The organism is Pseudomonas sp. GW822-FHT05A08 (assembly GCF_058800485.1).
In genome coordinates, this window is record NZ_CM179511.1 from 973,406 (window position 1) to 988,970 (window position 15,565).

Annotated in this window: 16 protein-coding genes; 5 read left to right on the forward strand and 11 right to left on the reverse strand. The window is 65.9% G+C overall.

The genetic code is table 11. The features are described 5' to 3' along the window. Positions 1-140 precede the first annotated feature (140 nt). The 10 genes from AC3RCP_RS04385 to cbiE all read right to left on the reverse strand — a co-directional run bounded on the left by AC3RCP_RS04385 (position 141) and on the right by cbiE (position 9,402). Positions 141-1,523, reverse strand: coding sequence for a PepSY-associated TM helix domain-containing protein (locus tag AC3RCP_RS04385; RefSeq protein ID WP_053259468.1), 1,383 nt, complete (start codon positions 1,521-1,523; stop codon positions 141-143). Between the two features lie 146 nt (positions 1,524-1,669). Next, on the reverse strand, positions 1,670-3,805 hold the full coding sequence (locus AC3RCP_RS04390) for a TonB-dependent copper receptor (protein ID WP_492571430.1): 2,136 nt from the start codon (positions 3,803-3,805) through the stop codon (positions 1,670-1,672). Positions 3,806-3,896: 91 nt separating this feature from the next. Next, complete coding sequence (locus AC3RCP_RS04395) at positions 3,897-4,250, reverse strand: DUF2946 domain-containing protein (RefSeq protein ID WP_371860895.1); 354 nt, start codon at positions 4,248-4,250, stop codon at positions 3,897-3,899. Between the two features lie 105 nt (positions 4,251-4,355). After that, a complete protein-coding gene (locus tag AC3RCP_RS04400; RefSeq protein ID WP_101336709.1) occupies positions 4,356-4,850 on the reverse strand; it encodes a copper chaperone PCu(A)C in 495 nt (164 codons plus the stop codon). Between the two features lie 48 nt (positions 4,851-4,898). Beyond that, positions 4,899-5,297, reverse strand: a complete 399-nt coding sequence (locus AC3RCP_RS04405; protein WP_101336710.1) for a DUF2946 domain-containing protein — start codon at positions 5,295-5,297, stop codon at positions 4,899-4,901. 113 nt (positions 5,298-5,410) lie between these two features. Continuing rightward, positions 5,411-5,734: a helix-turn-helix domain-containing transcriptional regulator gene (locus AC3RCP_RS04410; protein WP_007932872.1), complete on the reverse strand. Its 324-nt coding sequence runs from the start codon at positions 5,732-5,734 to the stop codon at positions 5,411-5,413. A gap of 5 nt (positions 5,735-5,739) precedes the next feature. Then, positions 5,740-6,075 (reverse strand): type II toxin-antitoxin system RelE/ParE family toxin, encoded by a 336-nt coding sequence (locus AC3RCP_RS04415; RefSeq protein ID WP_009046759.1) that lies wholly within the window; start codon positions 6,073-6,075, stop codon positions 5,740-5,742. Between the two features lie 205 nt (positions 6,076-6,280). Then, the gene (locus AC3RCP_RS04420) at positions 6,281-6,994 is read right to left on the reverse strand and encodes a cobalt-precorrin-6A reductase (RefSeq protein ID WP_087089982.1); all 714 of its coding nucleotides are present in this window, start codon (positions 6,992-6,994) and stop codon (positions 6,281-6,283) included. Then, positions 6,991-8,088 (reverse strand): cobalt-precorrin-5B (C(1))-methyltransferase, encoded by a 1,098-nt coding sequence (locus tag AC3RCP_RS04425; protein ID WP_492571431.1) that lies wholly within the window; start codon positions 8,086-8,088, stop codon positions 6,991-6,993. The genes AC3RCP_RS04420 and AC3RCP_RS04425 overlap by 4 nt, the downstream gene beginning before the upstream one ends. 108 nt (positions 8,089-8,196) lie before the next feature. Then, positions 8,197-9,402 carry a precorrin-6y C5,15-methyltransferase (decarboxylating) subunit CbiE gene (gene cbiE / locus AC3RCP_RS04430; protein WP_492571432.1) on the reverse strand — a complete coding sequence of 402 codons (1,206 nt, stop codon included), beginning with the start codon at positions 9,400-9,402 and terminating at the stop codon, positions 8,197-8,199. A gap of 138 nt (positions 9,403-9,540) precedes the next feature. Between cbiE and cobG the strand changes: the two genes are divergently transcribed. From cobG to AC3RCP_RS04455, 5 genes are all read left to right on the forward strand, one after another. After that, positions 9,541-10,854, forward strand: a complete 1,314-nt coding sequence (gene cobG, locus AC3RCP_RS04435) for a precorrin-3B synthase (RefSeq protein WP_492571433.1) — start codon at positions 9,541-9,543, stop codon at positions 10,852-10,854. Then, the gene (locus AC3RCP_RS04440) at positions 10,847-11,473 is read left to right on the forward strand and encodes a precorrin-8X methylmutase (RefSeq protein ID WP_007932940.1); all 627 of its coding nucleotides are present in this window, start codon (positions 10,847-10,849) and stop codon (positions 11,471-11,473) included. The genes cobG and AC3RCP_RS04440 overlap by 8 nt, the downstream gene beginning before the upstream one ends. Beyond that, a complete protein-coding gene (locus tag AC3RCP_RS04445) occupies positions 11,473-12,204 on the forward strand; it encodes a precorrin-2 C(20)-methyltransferase (protein WP_492571468.1) in 732 nt (243 codons plus the stop codon). The genes AC3RCP_RS04440 and AC3RCP_RS04445 overlap by 1 nt, the downstream gene beginning before the upstream one ends. Further along, the gene (gene cobJ / locus AC3RCP_RS04450) at positions 12,204-13,925 is read left to right on the forward strand and encodes a precorrin-3B C(17)-methyltransferase (protein ID WP_492571434.1); all 1,722 of its coding nucleotides are present in this window, start codon (positions 12,204-12,206) and stop codon (positions 13,923-13,925) included. Before AC3RCP_RS04445 ends, cobJ begins: the two co-directional genes overlap by 1 nt. 673 nt (positions 13,926-14,598) lie before the next feature. Then, complete coding sequence (locus AC3RCP_RS04455; RefSeq protein WP_007923491.1) at positions 14,599-14,859, forward strand: hypothetical protein; 261 nt, start codon at positions 14,599-14,601, stop codon at positions 14,857-14,859. 89 nt (positions 14,860-14,948) lie between these two features. Here AC3RCP_RS04455 and AC3RCP_RS04460 read toward each other — a convergent pair whose 3' ends face one another. Further along, on the reverse strand, positions 14,949-15,542 hold the full coding sequence (locus AC3RCP_RS04460) for a MarC family protein (protein WP_007923493.1): 594 nt from the start codon (positions 15,540-15,542) through the stop codon (positions 14,949-14,951). Positions 15,543-15,565 lie beyond the last annotated feature (23 nt).

The following is a 15,565-nucleotide window of genomic DNA, read 5'->3' on the forward strand; positions in this document are numbered from 1 at the left end:
TCTTCGAGAGGGTTACCCGCAGCATGGGCGGCTGCGGGTAGGGGATCTTACACTTTAATGTTACAAGGTAACATTATGCGTGTCGTAAATTGAACCGACAGCAGTCTACAGATCCCTCTAAACCGCGCATCTCGCCTGATTCATGATGAAGATGAGGCTGATTCAGTCGAGCGGTTCCAGCGCGACAACAGCACGCGATCCAGCAGCCACACGGCCACCAGCGAGGCCCCGACCAGGGGAAAGGCCACGGCCAGCGCCAGCATGATCGCCATCGCGGTTTTCCATTTCGGCAGGTCATGGCGCAGCGGCGGTACACCGAGGCGCCCCTGAGGACGACGCTTCCACCAGATCACCAGGCCACTGACGGCGCTCAGCAGAATCATCAGGCAGATCAGCAGCACCACGATCTGGTTGAACGGGCCGAACATCTTGCCTTCGTGCAGCATCACCCCGACTTCGGTGGCGCGGGCGACGTTGCTGTACTGCTGCCAGCGCACATCGGCCAGGACCTTGCCGGTGTACTGGTCGACATGCAGGGTGGCGTCGTTGCGCGGGTCGTCGGCGAACACGGCGATGGTGAACACGCCGCTGGCGCTGGTCGGCAAGGTGATGCTGTAGCCGGCTTCGACCTGGCGCTGGGTGGCGATGTCCTGCACCTGCTGCAGGCTGACCGTGGGCGCCGCCGGGCCTTCGTGCGCGGCACCGTGGGCCATGTGTTCGGCATGGTCGCCGGACATCGGCAGCGGTGTGTTCTCCATGGCCCAGGGTACGGTCTGACGGCTGGCGGTGTTGAGCTCGCCGGCCTGCTGGTCGGACTTGGGCACATCGTTCCACATCGCCGCCGGGAAGCGGTTCCACAGCTCGGCGTATTGCTTGCCCCAGAAGCCGGTCCACGTCATGCCGCTGAGCAGCATCACCAGCAGGAACGCCGCGCCCCAGAAGCCGACCACGGCGTGCAGGTCGCGCCACAGCACACGGCCGCGGCTGCTGAACCGCGGCCACAACACCCCGGCCGAAGACTTGCCGCGCGGCCACCACAGATACAGCCCGGACACCACCAGGACGATGCCCCAGCCCGCCGCCAGCTCTACCAGCCGGTCGCCGAGGGTGCCGATCATCAGCTCGCCATGAATGGCCCGGGCGATGGCTTGCAGATTGTTCTTGGCGTCTTGCTCGCCAAGGATATTGCCGTGGTAAGGGTCGACGAACACATTGAGTTCGCCACCTTCCTTCTGCACCACGAACTGCGCGCTGCGTCCGGCTTCGAGCGGCGGCAGGTACTGTTTGACATGGCCCTGGGGATACGCGGCCCGGACCCGCTGGAGTTGTTCATCGGCGCTGAGCATGTGGTGCCCCGCCGGCACTTGCAGCAGGTGGCCGTACATCAGCGGGTCGAGTTGGGGTTTGAACAGGTAGATGATCCCGGTCAGGGACAGCATCACCATGAAAGGGGCCACGAACAGCCCGGCGTAGAAATGCCAGCGCCAGGCCAGGTTGTAGAAAGACACTTTCGGTTGGCTCATCAGGGAACGCTCCGCATGGGCAATTACTCTCTGTAGCCGCTGCCGATAGGCTGCGATCGGCCGGAACGGCCGCAACGTACTCAATAGCGCTGAAGGCCTTCGGCCTTATCGCAGCCCTTGGGCAGCGGTTCCATTTGTTGTTGTGTTTAGAAGCTCAGATCCACCTTGGTCCAGAGCGTGCGCCCCGGTTCGTTGATGGCTTGCGGGTCATTGGCCGGGTAGCCGAACCCGGCGTTGCCGGCCAGGTTCAGGTGCTCGGCGTAGGCCTTGCCGAACAGGTTGTCGACGCCGGTGCTGACCTTCAGGTTCTTGTTGATCCGATAGGCGCCGTTGAGCGAGAACACGCCGAAGCCGCCGCTCTTGCCGAAGTCCTTGCCGACCACGTTGCCCTTGTTTTCATCGATGCGGTTCTGCGCCGCCACCACTCGCCACAGGGCGCCTGCGCTCCAGTTGTCCGCGCTGTAGGTCAGGCCGAAACGCGCGTCCAGCGGCGGCATCTGCGGTAGCGGCGAGCCGTCGCTGCTGTTCTTGCCCCAGGCGTAGGCGAGGGTGGCGTCGGCCTTCCAGTTGTCGGTCAGCTTGTAGGCCGCGCCGAGTTCGCCACCCATGATGCGCGCGTCGATGTTCTCGGCTTGCGAGGTCATGCCCATCATCCCCGGGCGGTAGTTGAACAGGATGTAGTCGCGTACCTGGCCGATGTAGCCCGAGGCCCAGGCTTCCAGTTCCGCGGTCTTGTATTGCAGGCCGAAGTCGAGCTGGGTGGTTTTTTCCGGCTTGATCGAATCGAAGGCGTTGACCGATCCGGCCGGGCCCATTTTCGGCGAGAACAGCTCCCAGTAATCCGGGAAGCGTTGCGCGTGGCCGAGGCCGGCGTAGACCGTGGTCGGGCTGTCGGCCAGGTCATGCTCGTAGCGGATGAAACCGCTGGGCAGGGTGTCGGCGCGGGTATCGCCGGCGGTCGGGTTGGGCCGGGTCATCATTCCGGAGCCGATGCTCTGGCGGTAGTCCTTGGCCGAGGCGCGGTCCACTCGGGCGCCGCTGATCAGCCGGTCGCGATCGGCGGCGTACCAGGTCAGTTCGCCGAATGCGCCGTAATTATGGAAGTCGGCGTCCTTGGTGCGCGGCTGGTCCTTATAGGTGTCGATGCCCATGGCGCTGCGTTGGCGATGCTCGTTGGTCTGCGCATCGATACCGCTGATCAACTGCACATCGGCCCAGCGCCAGGTGGCCTTGATCCGCGCGCCGAGGGTGCGGCGGTCGACGTTGCTGGCCATGGGGCCGGCCATCATCCCGGTGCCGGACGGCGTGCGCAGGCTGTAGTTGTCCATCACGTGGTCGGCGTAGTTGTAGTAGACCTGCGCCTCGACCTTATCCAGCACCTCGCCGATATTGGAACGCTCGAAACGCAGGCCCAGGCTTTCCCGCTTGAACTGCGAGCCGTCCATGCCGCGCCCGGCGTAACGCGCTTCGCCGTCGCCCTTGCCGGCGGTGAGCTCCAGCAGGGTGTCGGCGTCCGGGGTCCAGCCCAGGGCCACGTCACCGTTCCACTTGTCGTAGCGCGACGGCACGGTGTCGTTGTTGCCGTCCTTGTAGTCGTCGGAATGGGCCTGGTTGCCGATCACCCGCACGTAACCCCGCGGTCCGCCGGCGGCGGCATCCACCACCTTGTCGAAGCGGCCGTTGGAGCCGGCCAGGACGCTGGCATTGACCCGGGTACCCAGCTCGCCGAAGTTTTCCGGCTCGCGGTCGAAGAGGATGGTCCCGGCCGAAGCGCCCGGCCCCCAGAGCACGGTTTGCGGACCCTTGATCACCGTCAGCTTGTCGTAGGTTTCCGGCGAGATATAGGAGGTCGGCGCGTCCATGCGGCCAGGGCAGGCGCCGAGCATCATGCCGCCGTTGGTGAGGATGTTCAGGCGCGAGCCGAACATGCCGCGCAGCACCGGGTCGCCGTTGGTGCCGCCGTTGCGCACCAGGGCGAAGCCGGGAATGGTCTTCAGGTAGTCGCCGCCATCGCTGGCCGGGACCGGCTGGCGCGGATCCTTGGGGTTGGTGACCACGGTCAGCGGTGAGCTGGGGGCGATGGCGGTGATCACCGTCGGGCTCAGTTCTTCGCCGTGCTGGCTGTGATCCACCGGTTGTTCGGCCGCCAGGGCCAGCGGCGTGAGCAGGGCGCCGCAGAGCAGGGCGATGGCGTGGTTGAAACGTACGCGAGGTTCGTTCAGGGCAAAGGTAGCGGGGGCCTGGGCGGAGCACAGGCGAGTGTCAGCAGAAAACCTGGACATAAAGGTTCCATCAATCATTTCGTAAACAACACGGCCAGCAGCCTGCGGCTGTCTTTTCTACAGTCGGCCGGGTGAAGTGCGGTTGAGGGGTTTACGCAATGACAGGTGGCGCGCGGGTCCGGGCGCCGGGGAACACCGTCTGCCGGGCATGGCCCAGGCGCGGCGAGGGGGTGAGGAAGTGGCTGGACGGTGAACTGTCGAGTGCTGTGAACGACAGGCTGCCAGGCAGTGCCGGGCAGTTGAACAGCAGGCTGCAATAGCCGCATTTTTCCCAGAGCGCATGGTGTTCGCCCTGGACCTTGCCGTGCTCCGTGCCGTGAGGGTTTTCACCGTGGCAGCCGGGCTCGCCCATGTTCATGTCCATCGACATGGACAGGTTCATCGGCATGGCCTGATCCATCGGCATCGACTGGGAAATCAGTGGACCGATAAAGATCATCAGCATGGCGAACAGGCTGATCCAGCTGCCGCGCCGTACTTTCAGGGGCGTGCGCACGGATCGCCGGGTGCCAGGCGAGCGCAAGGCATTCACGGTAACGATGGCCGGGGCTTATTGGGCGTGCATGTGTTCCTGGTTGCCCACGGGCGCCTGCTTCTGCACTGCCACCTCGACCGTGACGTCGCCGGATTTCTCGAAGTGCAGGGTCAGCGGGAAGCGCTTGCCGTCGCTGAGCAGGCTGCGGTCTTTGAGCTCCAGCAGCATCACGTGATAGGCCATGGGGGCGAAGGTGACGGTCGCACCTGGGGCTATCGCCACGTTGGGCACCTGCTGCATTTTCATCAGGTCGCCCTGCTGCACGTGTTCATGCAGCTCGGCCTTGCCCGAGATCGGCGAGTCGACGCCGAGCAGGCGGTCGGCATTCTTGCCGGTGTTGTGAATGACGAAATAGGCCGCCACCGTCGGTGCGTTGGGCGGCAGCTCCTGTGACCAGGGGTGGGCAATCTGCAACTCGCCAGCCTGGTATTCATGGGCGGTGGCAAAACCAGCGGGCAACAGCAGGGCGGCCAGCAGCAGGGCTTGCAGGGCCTGTACGGATTTCAACATGGCAGTTCTCCAGAACGATTCGACACGCAGATCAATTGCGAGGTGGAATCAGACCAGAGGTGAAGCGCGGGGATTGAGGCTCGGCCATTGCTGGCGTGGCGTGGGCATGACCAGCGCGGGTGGCGCGACGCTGCGGTTGGACTCGAAACGGGCGAAATACAACTGCGGCGCATGGCCTGGCAGGGCGACCAGGGGTGCCGAGCCGGAACAGCACCAGCAGTGCTGCATCGTGGAGTGATCGTCGTTCTGCGGGGCTTGCTGTTCCAGCTTGCCCAGGGAGATCGCCACCAGTTTGGTGCCGCTGGAGGAACAGAAACTGCCCCATAACAGTTGCTCGGCAGGTGCTCGATCGGCCTGCTGCATGGCTCCCGAAAGCGGCATGGCAAGCATGTTGAACAGCACTGCGAAGCAGGCGATCCAGGCAAATGCGAGCCGTTGTCGGGACATGGTGACGATCCGTCAGGTTGAGCGAACAGGGGGGTATTTAGCCTGATCGCTGTGGATAAGTAAAAAGGCGCCGTGCGGTGTGGTGTCGCAGAGCCACCTGGATTGGCCGTTCCTCAGTGAGCCGGTACCGCGCGGACCTCGATGGCCACGCCGAGCTTGGCGCGGATGGCGGCGAAGATTGCGGCCAGGTTGTCCATGCTCGGGTTGCCGCTGGCGGACAGCATGCGATGCAGGCTCTTGCTGGGCTTGGCGGTCTCGCGGGCCAGGGCTTCGAAGCCGACGGTGGCGTTGACCAGGTCGCGCAGAATGATCCGCGACATCTCCGGTTCGCCGTTGAGAAACAGCGTAGCAGCCTCGTCCAGCAGCGCCTGGGAAAACGCCGGGTCGCGCTCGGCGCGTTCGGCAATGCTGTGCTTGAAGCTTCGAGTCAGTGCCATGGGTGTCACCTCGTTTTCAGTTCGGCCTTCTTGCGGTGATGGAATTCGGCGATCAGTTTTTTTGCCTGCCTGATGTCGGCCTGCTGGCTGGACTTGTCGCCACCGCCAAACAGGATCACCAGGTGCCGGCCTTCCTGGATCAGGTAGATCCTGTAGCCGGGGCCCCAATCGATGCGGTATTCGCCAAGCCCGTCGAACCACTTGATGTTGGATGTGTTGCCCATTTCCAGGCGCAGCAGCGCGGTGGAAACCTTGACGGCTGCCTGGGTATCCAGCGTTTCGAACCAGCGACCGAAGGGGCTGCGCTGGTTCTCTTGCTGGTATTCCTCGACTGTGATCATCGTCGGCCTTAAAGGTAACAAATAAGTTACTATATGGGTAGGCCTTTGATCGTGCCGCAAAGCCTGTCCGTGGCCAACGCCGCAAGTGTTTCCTCTGTCTTCAATACGCGAAGGTCCCGTGGCGCGGCGGCCAGGGCTGCGTCCTACCGTTCAGCGGGGGATTTGGTAACTCGATGTATCGGCCGGGTTTTGCGCGGCCAGGCGGTCAGCGCAGGGCCTGGAGCAACTCGCCCAGGTCATGGAATTCCCGATCGACGGCTGGCAACGACGGCCGTTGCAGGATCAGCACCGGCACCCCACGCTCGCGCGCCACTTCCAGCTTGGGTTCGGTGGCGCTGCTGCCGCTGTTCTTGCTGATCAGCACGTCGATACGGCGGCGTTCGAACAGCTCGCGTTCGCTGTCGATCAGGAAGGGGCCGCGTGCGCCTATCACTTCGCACCGGTCATTGCCGGGGTACGGGTCGAGGGCGCGCAGTGTCCAGAACTGCCCGGAGGGGATCTCATGCAGATGCTGCAAGGGTTCGCGGCCCAGGGTGAACAGCGGGCGCTTGAAGGGTTCGAGTGCCTGGACCAGTTCGGCCCAGTCGCGGACTTCGCGCCAGTCGTCGCCGGCCTGTGCTTGCCAGGCCGGTCGGCGCAGGGCCCAGCAGGGGATGCCACACAGCTGCGCGGCCGTGGCGGCGTTCTGGCTGATTTGGGCGGCATAGGGATGAGTGGCGTCCAGCAGCAGCTCGATGCCTTGCTCGCGGATGAACCGGGCCAGGCCCTCGGCGCCGCCGTAGCCGCCGACCCGCACCTGGCAGTCCAGGTCTGCGGGCACGCGCCCGATGCCCGCCAGGCTATAGATGTGCTCCGGCCCCAGGGTCCGGGCGATGGCCAGGGCCTCGGTCACGCCGCCCAGCAGCAGTATGGGTTTCATCGAAAAGCTCCGGCATGGCCAACGATGCCGCCCTGGCGATCGATGGCGAAGACTTCGACCTGGACCTGTGGCGGCACCACGCTGCGGGCGAAATCCAGGGCGTGCTGGCACACCGCGTCGCCCAGGGCGATGCCGGCGGCGCTGGCCATGGCCAGCGCTTGCTGGCTGGTGTTGGCGCCACGGATGGCGCTTTGCAGCGCCGGGTCGGCGCCGACCGCTGCGGCCCACTCGGCCAGTTGCGGCAGGTCGATGCTGGAGTGGCGGCTGTGCAGGTCCATGTGCCCGGCCGCAAGCTTGCTGATCTTGCCGAAGCCGCCACACAGGCTGAGTTTGTCCACCGGCACTTTGCGCAGGTGCTTGAGCACGGCGCCGACAAAGTCGCCCATTTCGATCAGGGCGATTTCCGGCAGGTCGTAGACGCGGCGCATGGTGTCTTCGCTGGCGTTGCCGGTACAGGCGGCGATGTGCAGGTAGCCGTTGGTCTTGGCGACATCGATGCCCTGGTGGATCGAGGCGATATAGGCCGCGCAGGAAAACGGCCGCACGATGCCGCTGGTGCCGAGGATTGACAGGCCGCCGAGAATGCCCAGGCGCGGGTTCATGGTTTTCAGCGCCAGGGCTTCGCCATCCTTGACGTTGACCGTGACCTCGAAGCCGCCCTGGTAGCCGCGTTCCCGGGCCAGCGTCGTCAGGTGCTCGCTGATCATCCGGCGCGGTACTGGATTGATCGCCGGCTCGCCCACACCCAGCACCAGCCCTGGGCGGGTCACGGTGCCCACGCCTTGGCCGGCGATGAAACGAATGCCGCTGTCCGGGCTCAGGCGCACCTGGGAATAGAGCAGGGCGCCGTGGGTCACGTCGGGGTCGTCGCCGGCATCCTTGATCGTGCCGGCTTCGGCGCCGGTGTCGGTGAGGCGGCAGAACTCCAGGCGCATCTGCACCTGCTTGCCCTTGGGCAGGACGATCTCCACGGCGTCGCTGCTGGCGCCGCCGAGCAACAGGCGCGCCGCCGCCAGGCTGGTGGCGGTGGCGCAGCTGCCGGTGGTCAGGCCGCTGCGCAGCGGGGCCGGTTGTTCCGCCGTTTCTTCACGCATGCCGCGCGGCCTTGTGCAGGCGCGAGCTTGCTCGCGATAGCGTCCGCCAGACGGACCGCGTGGTCTGGATCGCGAGCACGCTCGCTCCTACAGGGGAGGGCAGGGTGCTCATAGCGGTTTGACGAGGTCGAGCAAGGTAATGGGCAGGGCCTGGCGCCAGGTGTCGAAGTCCCCCAGCGGCAGGGCCTGGGCGACATGGATGCGGGTCAGCTCGCCGCCATGCCGTTCGCGCCAGGCCATCAGGGTCGTTTCGCTTTGCAGGGTCACGGCGTTGGCCACCAGCCGGCCACCGGGCTTGAGCCGGGCCCAGCAGGCGTCGAGCACGCCGGGGCGGGTCACGCCGCCGCCGATGAAGATCGCGTCCGGGGCTTCCAGGCCATCCAGCGCCTGGGGCGCGCTGCCGCGAACCAGTTGCAGGCCGGGCACGCCGAGGGCGTCGCGGTTGTGTTCGATCAGTTGCTGGCGGCCTGGGTCGGCTTCGATGGCCAGGGTCCGGCAGCTGGGGTGCGCGCGCATCCACTCGATGCCGATCGAGCCGCTGCCGGCGCCGACATCCCACAACAGTTCGCCAGGCACAGGGGCCAGGCGAGCCAGGGTAATGGCGCGGACGTCGCGCTTGGTCAGCTGGCCGTCATGCTGGAAGGCCGAGTCGGGCAAGCCGGCCAGGCGCGACAGGCGCGGCGTATCGGGCTCGGCCAGGCATTCAATGGCCACCAGGTTGAGGTCGGCGATGGCCGGGTCGCTCCAGTCGTTGGCGGTACTGTCGGTCCGTCGTTCGGCCTCGCCGCCCAGGTGCTCGAGCACGCTGAGACGGCTCGGGCCGAAGCCGCGTTCGCGCAGCAGCGCGGCGATGGCCGAGGGGCTGAGGCCGTCATTGCTCAGGACCAGCAGGCGCACGCCGCTGAACAGCTGGGCGCTGAGGGCCGCCACGGGGCGGGCGACCACCGAGAGCGTCACCACCTCTTGCAGCGGCCAGCCCAGGCGCGCGGCCGCCAGTGAATAAGAGGAAGGCGAGGGCAGGACGTGCATTTCTTCCTGAGCCACCTGCCGCGCCAGGCTGGCGCCGACGCCGAACAGCATCGGGTCGCCGCTGGCCAGCACGCACACCGGCTCGCCGCGCTTGGCCAGCACCGGCTCCAGTGAGAAAGGGCTCGGCCACAGTTGCCGCTCGCCGCGGATGCACACCGGCAACAGGTCCAGTTGCCGCTGGCCGCCGACGATCCGTGAAGCGCCCATCAGGGCCCACCGGGCGTTCTTGCCCAGGCCCTTGAAGCCGTCTTCACCGATTCCCACTACTGTCAGCCAGGGCGACATCGCTATTCCTCGAGGGTAAAACCTGTTCTTCCGACAGGCAGGCTTTTCATGCCTTCGGACAAAGCAGGCATAATACCGCGCCTTCGCCCGCGAAGCGCCTTTCCCACACAGCCGGTCACCCCCTTGAACGAACGTCCGATGTCCACCGCCTTACGCCCCTCGGCCTGTCCGGGGTTGCTGCGTATCGTCCCGGCGCTGGACGGCGGTATCTGCCGGATCAAGCTGGCCGGCGGGGCGATCAGCGCCGCCCAGGCCCGCGCGGTGGCTGCTGCGGCCGAGCGTTATGCCGGCGGGGTGATCGAGGCGACCAACCGCGCCAACCTGCAGATTCGCGGGATCGGCGCCGAGCATCAGGCGCTGATCGCCGATCTGCTGGCCGCCGGCCTGGGACCGACCACCGCGGCCGGCGATGACGTGCGCAACCTGATGCTCAGCCCCACGGCCGGGATCGACCGCACGATGATCCTCGACACCCGTCCCCTGGCCGGGCAGATTCTCGCCACTGTGCAAAGCCATCCGCGCTTTCATGAGTTGTCGCCCAAGTTCGCCGTGCAACTCGACGGCGGCGAGGCCCTGGCCATGCTGAAGCATCCCCATGACCTGTGGCTCTCGGCGTTCGAAGGCGCGGGCGAGCCCTGGCTGGCCTTTGGCCTGGCCGGCTGTCCTGGGGACCGACCCCTGGCCAGCGTGGCGCTGGAGGATGGGCTGGCCCTGGTGGTGGCGGTGCTGGAGCTGTTCCTCGACCTGGCCCGCCCCGAGCAGACCCGCATGCGCCAGCTGTCGGCGGAGCACTCGGCGGACGAACTGCTGGCGCAGGTGTCCGCGCGCTTGTCGGGGCCGGTAATCAGGGTGGGCGATTGGCAGCGCGTGGCCCCTTCCGAGCCGCTGCATATCGGCACTTATCCACAGCGGCAACCGGGCCAGGTCTATGTCGGCGCGGTCACGCCCCTGGGGCGGCTGGACCCGTCGATGCTGCGCGGCGCGGCGCAGCTGGCCGAGCAATGGGGCGACGGCAGCCTGAGGTTCACCCCCTGGCAGAGCCTGTTGCTGCCAAATCTGCGGGCCGAAGACGCAGTTGAAGTCACACATCACCTGCAACAGCTGGGTTTTCTCTGCTCGCCAGAGCAGCCCCTGGTCCACCTGATTGCCTGCACCGGTTCCAGTGGCTGCGGCAAGGCCCTGGCCGACACCAAGGGCGACGCGGTGAAGCTGGCCGCCTTGCTCCAGCGCCACGGCCATCAGCTGGACGTGCACCTGTCCGGCTGCTCGCGTTCCTGCGCCGCCGCCCATGTGGCACCGGCTACCTTGCTGGCCGTCGCCCCCGGTCGTTACGACCTCTATTTTCGCGATGCCGCGCAGCCGGGTTTCGGCACGCTGCACGCACGCAACCTTTCCCTTGAAGCGGCCGGCGCATTGCTCGATGCCCGCCCACGGAGCAACACCCATGATTGATTACATCCGCGACGGTCAGGAGATCTATCGCAACTCCTTCGCGATCATTCGCGAGGAGGCCAGGCTCGATCGCATCCCCGCGGACCTGGAAAAGCTCGCGGTGCGGGTGATCCACGCCTGCGGCATGGTCGATGCCATCGACGGCCTGCAGTTCTCCGAAGGCGCGGGCCAGGCCGGGCGCGCTGCCCTGGCGGCCGGCGCGCCGATTCTCTGCGATGCGCGGATGGTGGCCGAAGGCATTACCCGCGCCCGTCTGCCGGCGAACAATCAGGTGATCTGCACCCTGCGCGACGAAAGCGTGCCGGAGCTGGCCCGCGAGCTGGGCAACACCCGCTCGGCGGTAGCCCTGGAGCTGTGGCGGCCGTACCTGGAAGGCAGCGTGGTGGTGATCGGCAACGCCCCGACCGCGCTGTTCTACCTGCTGGAAATGCTCGACGCCGGCGCGCCGAAGCCGGCGCTGATCCTCGGTTTCCCAGTAGGTTTCGTCGGCGCGGCCGAGTCCAAGGCGATGCTCGCCGCCGACAGCCGCGGCGTGCCTTTTGTGATCATGCAAGGCCGCCTGGGCGGCAGCGCCATGGCCGCCGCCGCCGTCAACGCCCTGGCCACGGAGATCGAATGATGCAGCAACCTGGACGTTTGATCGGCCTGGGCGTCGGCCCCGGTGATCCGGAACTGATTACCGTCAAGGCCCTGCGCCTGCTGCGTGAATCGCCGGTGGTGGCGTACTTCGTCGCCAAGGGTAAAAAGGGCAATGCCTTCGGCATCATCGAAGCGCACCTGCAAGGCGCGCAGACCCTGGTGCCGCTGGTCTATCCGGTGACCACCGAAGTGCTGCCGGCGCCGCTGTCCTATGAGCAAGTGATCAGCGACTTCTATGACAGCGCCGCCGAAGACCTGGCCAGGCATCTGGACGCCGGCCGCGACGTGGCGGTGATCTGTGAAGGCGACCCGTTCTTCTACGGCTCCTACATGTACCTGCACGACCGCCTGGCCGAGCATTACCCGGCCGAAGTGGTGCCGGGGGTGTGCTCGATGCTCGGTGGCGCCTCGGTGCTGGGTGCGCCGCTGGTGTATCGCAACCAGAGCCTGTCGGTGCTCTCCGGCGTGTTGCCCCATGACGAACTCAAGCGCCGCCTGGCCGATGCCGACGCGGCGGTGGTGATGAAGCTGGGGCGCAACTTCCCCAAGGTGCGCCAGGTGCTCGAAGAGCTGGGCCTGGCCGAGCGCGCGCTGTACGTCGAGCGCGCGACCATGGCCAACCAGAAGATCGTGCCGCTGGATGAAGTGCAGCCGATGTCCTCGCCGTATTTCTCGTTGATCATCGTGCCCGGTGAAAGGTGGCAAGGTTGATGGCCCGTCCCGCACCGGCCATCGTCATCCTTGGCCAAGGCAGCCTGGCGACTGCACGCAAACTTCAGCAGCTGTACCCGGACGCGCTGATCCACGGCCTGGCCGAACGGGTCGAGGGCACCGACCGCCCGTACCAGGAGTTTGGCGCGACCTTGCGTCAGCTGTATCAACAGGACACGCCGATCATCGCCCTGTGCGCCGCGGGCATCGTTATCCGCACCCTGGCGCCGCTGCTGCTGGAGAAGGGCGCGGAGCCGCCGGTGCTGGCTGTGGCCGAAGACGGCAGCGCCGTGGTGCCGTTGCTCGGTGGCCTGGGCGGAGTGAACGTCATGGCCCGGGAAATCGCCGCCGGCCTGGGTGTGGCGGCGGCCATCACCACCAGCGGCGAGCTGCGCTTCGGCACCTGCCTGCTCAACCCACCGAGCGGCTATGCCCTGGGTGATCTGGAGCTGGGCAAGCGTTTCGTCTCCGACCTGCTGGGCGGTGAAAGCGTGCGCATCGAAGGCGCCGCGCCCTGGCTGGCCGAAGCCAAGTTGCCGGAAGACCAACAGGCCCGGCTGACCATTCGCGTCGGCTCCGCCGAGTGCGAGCCATCCGCCAATGAGCTGCTGATCTATCCGCGCAGCGTCCTCATCGCCCTCACCTGTAGGAGCGAGCTTGCTCGCGATAGCGGCCCCGAACTCGCCGCGCATCTGCGAGCCGCCCTGCACACCGCCAAAATCGCCGTGCAGTCCGTCGCTTGCCTGCTGGCCGCCGATACCGAGATGGCCAGCCCGGCCTTGCGCGAAGCCGCCGCCGAGCTGGGCGTATCTTTGCGTTTCGCCCCGGCCGCCAGCAGCGTGGCCGAACTGGCGCAACAGGCTGTGCCGCAACTGTTGCCGCCGCTCAGCGTGGGTGAAGACATCGCCATTGCCGTGGCCAGCCAGCCGCTGGACCCGCAGCAGATCGGCCGCCCCCGTGGCCGCCTGGCGGTGATCGGCCTGGGCCCTGGCGCCGCCGAACTGATGGTGCCGGCGGTGAAAGCCGAACTGGCGCGGGCCAACGATATCCTCGGCTACGAAACCTATGTGCGCATGGCCGGCCCGTTCCGCGCCGACCAGGTCATGCACTGCACCGACAACCGCGAAGAAATGCAGCGTGCCCGCCACGCCTTCGAGCTCGCGGCCCAAGGCCGTTCGGTGGTGGTGGTGTCCTCCGGCGACCCGGGGGTTTTCGCCATGGCCGCGGCGGTGCTGGAAGCGTTGCACGAGTCCAGCGAGCCGAGCTGGCATCAGGTCGAGCTGGAAATCCTTCCCGGGGTTTCCGCTTCCCTGGCCACCGCCGCCCAGGCCGGTGCGCCCCTGGGGCATGATTTCTGCGTGCTGTCGCTGTCGGACAACCTCAAGCCCTGGGCAATCATCGAGAAGCGCCTGGACCTGGCGTCCCAGGCCGACCTGGCCTTGGCGTTCTACAACCCGATCTCGCGCTCGCGCCCTTGGCAACTGGGGCGCGCGCTGGAGATCGTGCGCCAGCACCGCACGCCGCAAACGCCGGTGGTGCTGGGGCGGGATATCGGGCGTCCGGGGCAGACGTTGCGCGTTATCACCCTGGGCGAGCTGACAGCGGAGCAGGTGGATATGCGGACCATGGTGTTGGTGGGGTCATCCACGACCTGTGTGTTTCCCAAGGTTGGAGGGGGGGAGTGGGTGTATACGCCGAGGTGGTACGGGCAGAAACCTTAGGCAACTTCGAACCGCTGTAGGGGCGAGGCTTGCCTGCGATGGCGTCTGTGCTGGCGCTGCATTTTTTGGACGGTGTATATATCCGTTGCTGCGGTAACGGCCACTTAGGGTTCCGCCCTTACGGCGGGTCACTTTTTTTCAAACGCCAAAAAAAGTAACCAAAAAACGCTTGCCCCTGCGTACGGCCTTCGCTGCGCTCAGGTTCCCTCGCTCCGGCGTCCATCAGGGGGCATCGACTCCGGTCGGCTTCGCTTCGACCTCCATACGATGTCCTCGACTGCGTCGAGGGGCGCTGCGCGCCATCCCCCTGATGAACACCTCCACTCGGCCTCCCGATGGGGCGGGTAGATCAAGATCAAAAGCCGGGCGCGACCTACCGGTCGGCGCTAACCCTGTAGCCGCTGCCGAGCCTGCGAGGCTGCGATCGGCCGCGAAGCGGACGCAGGGTCTTGAAACCGCTGGAGGACCTTCGGTCCTATCGCAGCCTCGCGGGCTCGGCAGCGGCTACAGGAAGCGTGGGGGCCGTCAGAGGGAAAGAATGGCAACACATTGAGGGTTGTCGCAGTTTTTTTGCGAAGCCATAGTTGCCCGGTCGCCGACGCATCGGCGGCCGATCTTAGCCGGTCGGAAAGCGAGCCTATGAATGCAGAAATGCTAACCATGGAGCTTCCCAATGACCGAGTTCATCCCACTACAAAGCAATCTCACCCCCACCCCAATTTTCCACCTCGACCGCAACGCGCCCGCAGCCGATCTGCATGGCGGCGCGGTACAGCGCATCAAGGCTTCGCGGGATTTGATGCACAGCCTCAATTGCCTGAGTGTCAAAGGTGTGGGCGATCAGGATCTGATTCACTTCGTCAACGCCGCCCACCTGTTGCTGCAAGACGGCTGCGACGCGCTGGATGCCTTGCAGTGGCAACTGCAGGCGTAAAAAATCCCACCCCAGAAAAAGCCCAGGCTCACTGTCCCCAGTGAGCCTGCTTGTTCTTGCCGCTTGTAGCTTGAAGCTTGCCGCTGCCTCTACCCCAGATACCCCTTGACCCCGGTAAAGATGATCTGCGCCGCCAGGGCGCAGACGAACAGGCCCATCAGTCGGCTGACGATCTGCAAGCCTTGCTCGCCCAGGATGCGTTCGATGCGGTTGGACAGGTAGAGCACCACGCCGACCGTGAAGCTGGCCAGGGCGATGCTGAGGATCGCGGTGAGTTTGTCGTCCCAGTGCGGCTGGCTGACGCCCATTACCAGCAGGGCGCCGATGGTGCCGGGGCCGACGGTCAGGGGGATGGTCAAGGGCACTATGGTCACGTCCTGCTGCACGTTGTCGGTCTGGATCGCCGACTTGCCCTGGGCCATGCCCAGTGCCGAGATGAACAACACGCTACCGGCGCCGATGCGGAAGGCGTCCACGGTGATGCCGAACACATTGAAGATCACCCGTCCGAACAGATACAGCAGCACGCTGGAGGCCAGGGTCGCCAGGGCGACGTTCCATGCCAGGCGCCGACGCTCCTTGCTGGAGTAGCCGCGAGTCAGGCTAATGAAGCAGGACAGGACGAAGAAGGGGCTGTAGAGCACCAGCATCTTCAGGTACACGCTGAACAGCACATGGAGCATGGCGCAAACTCACAGCGAAGGAG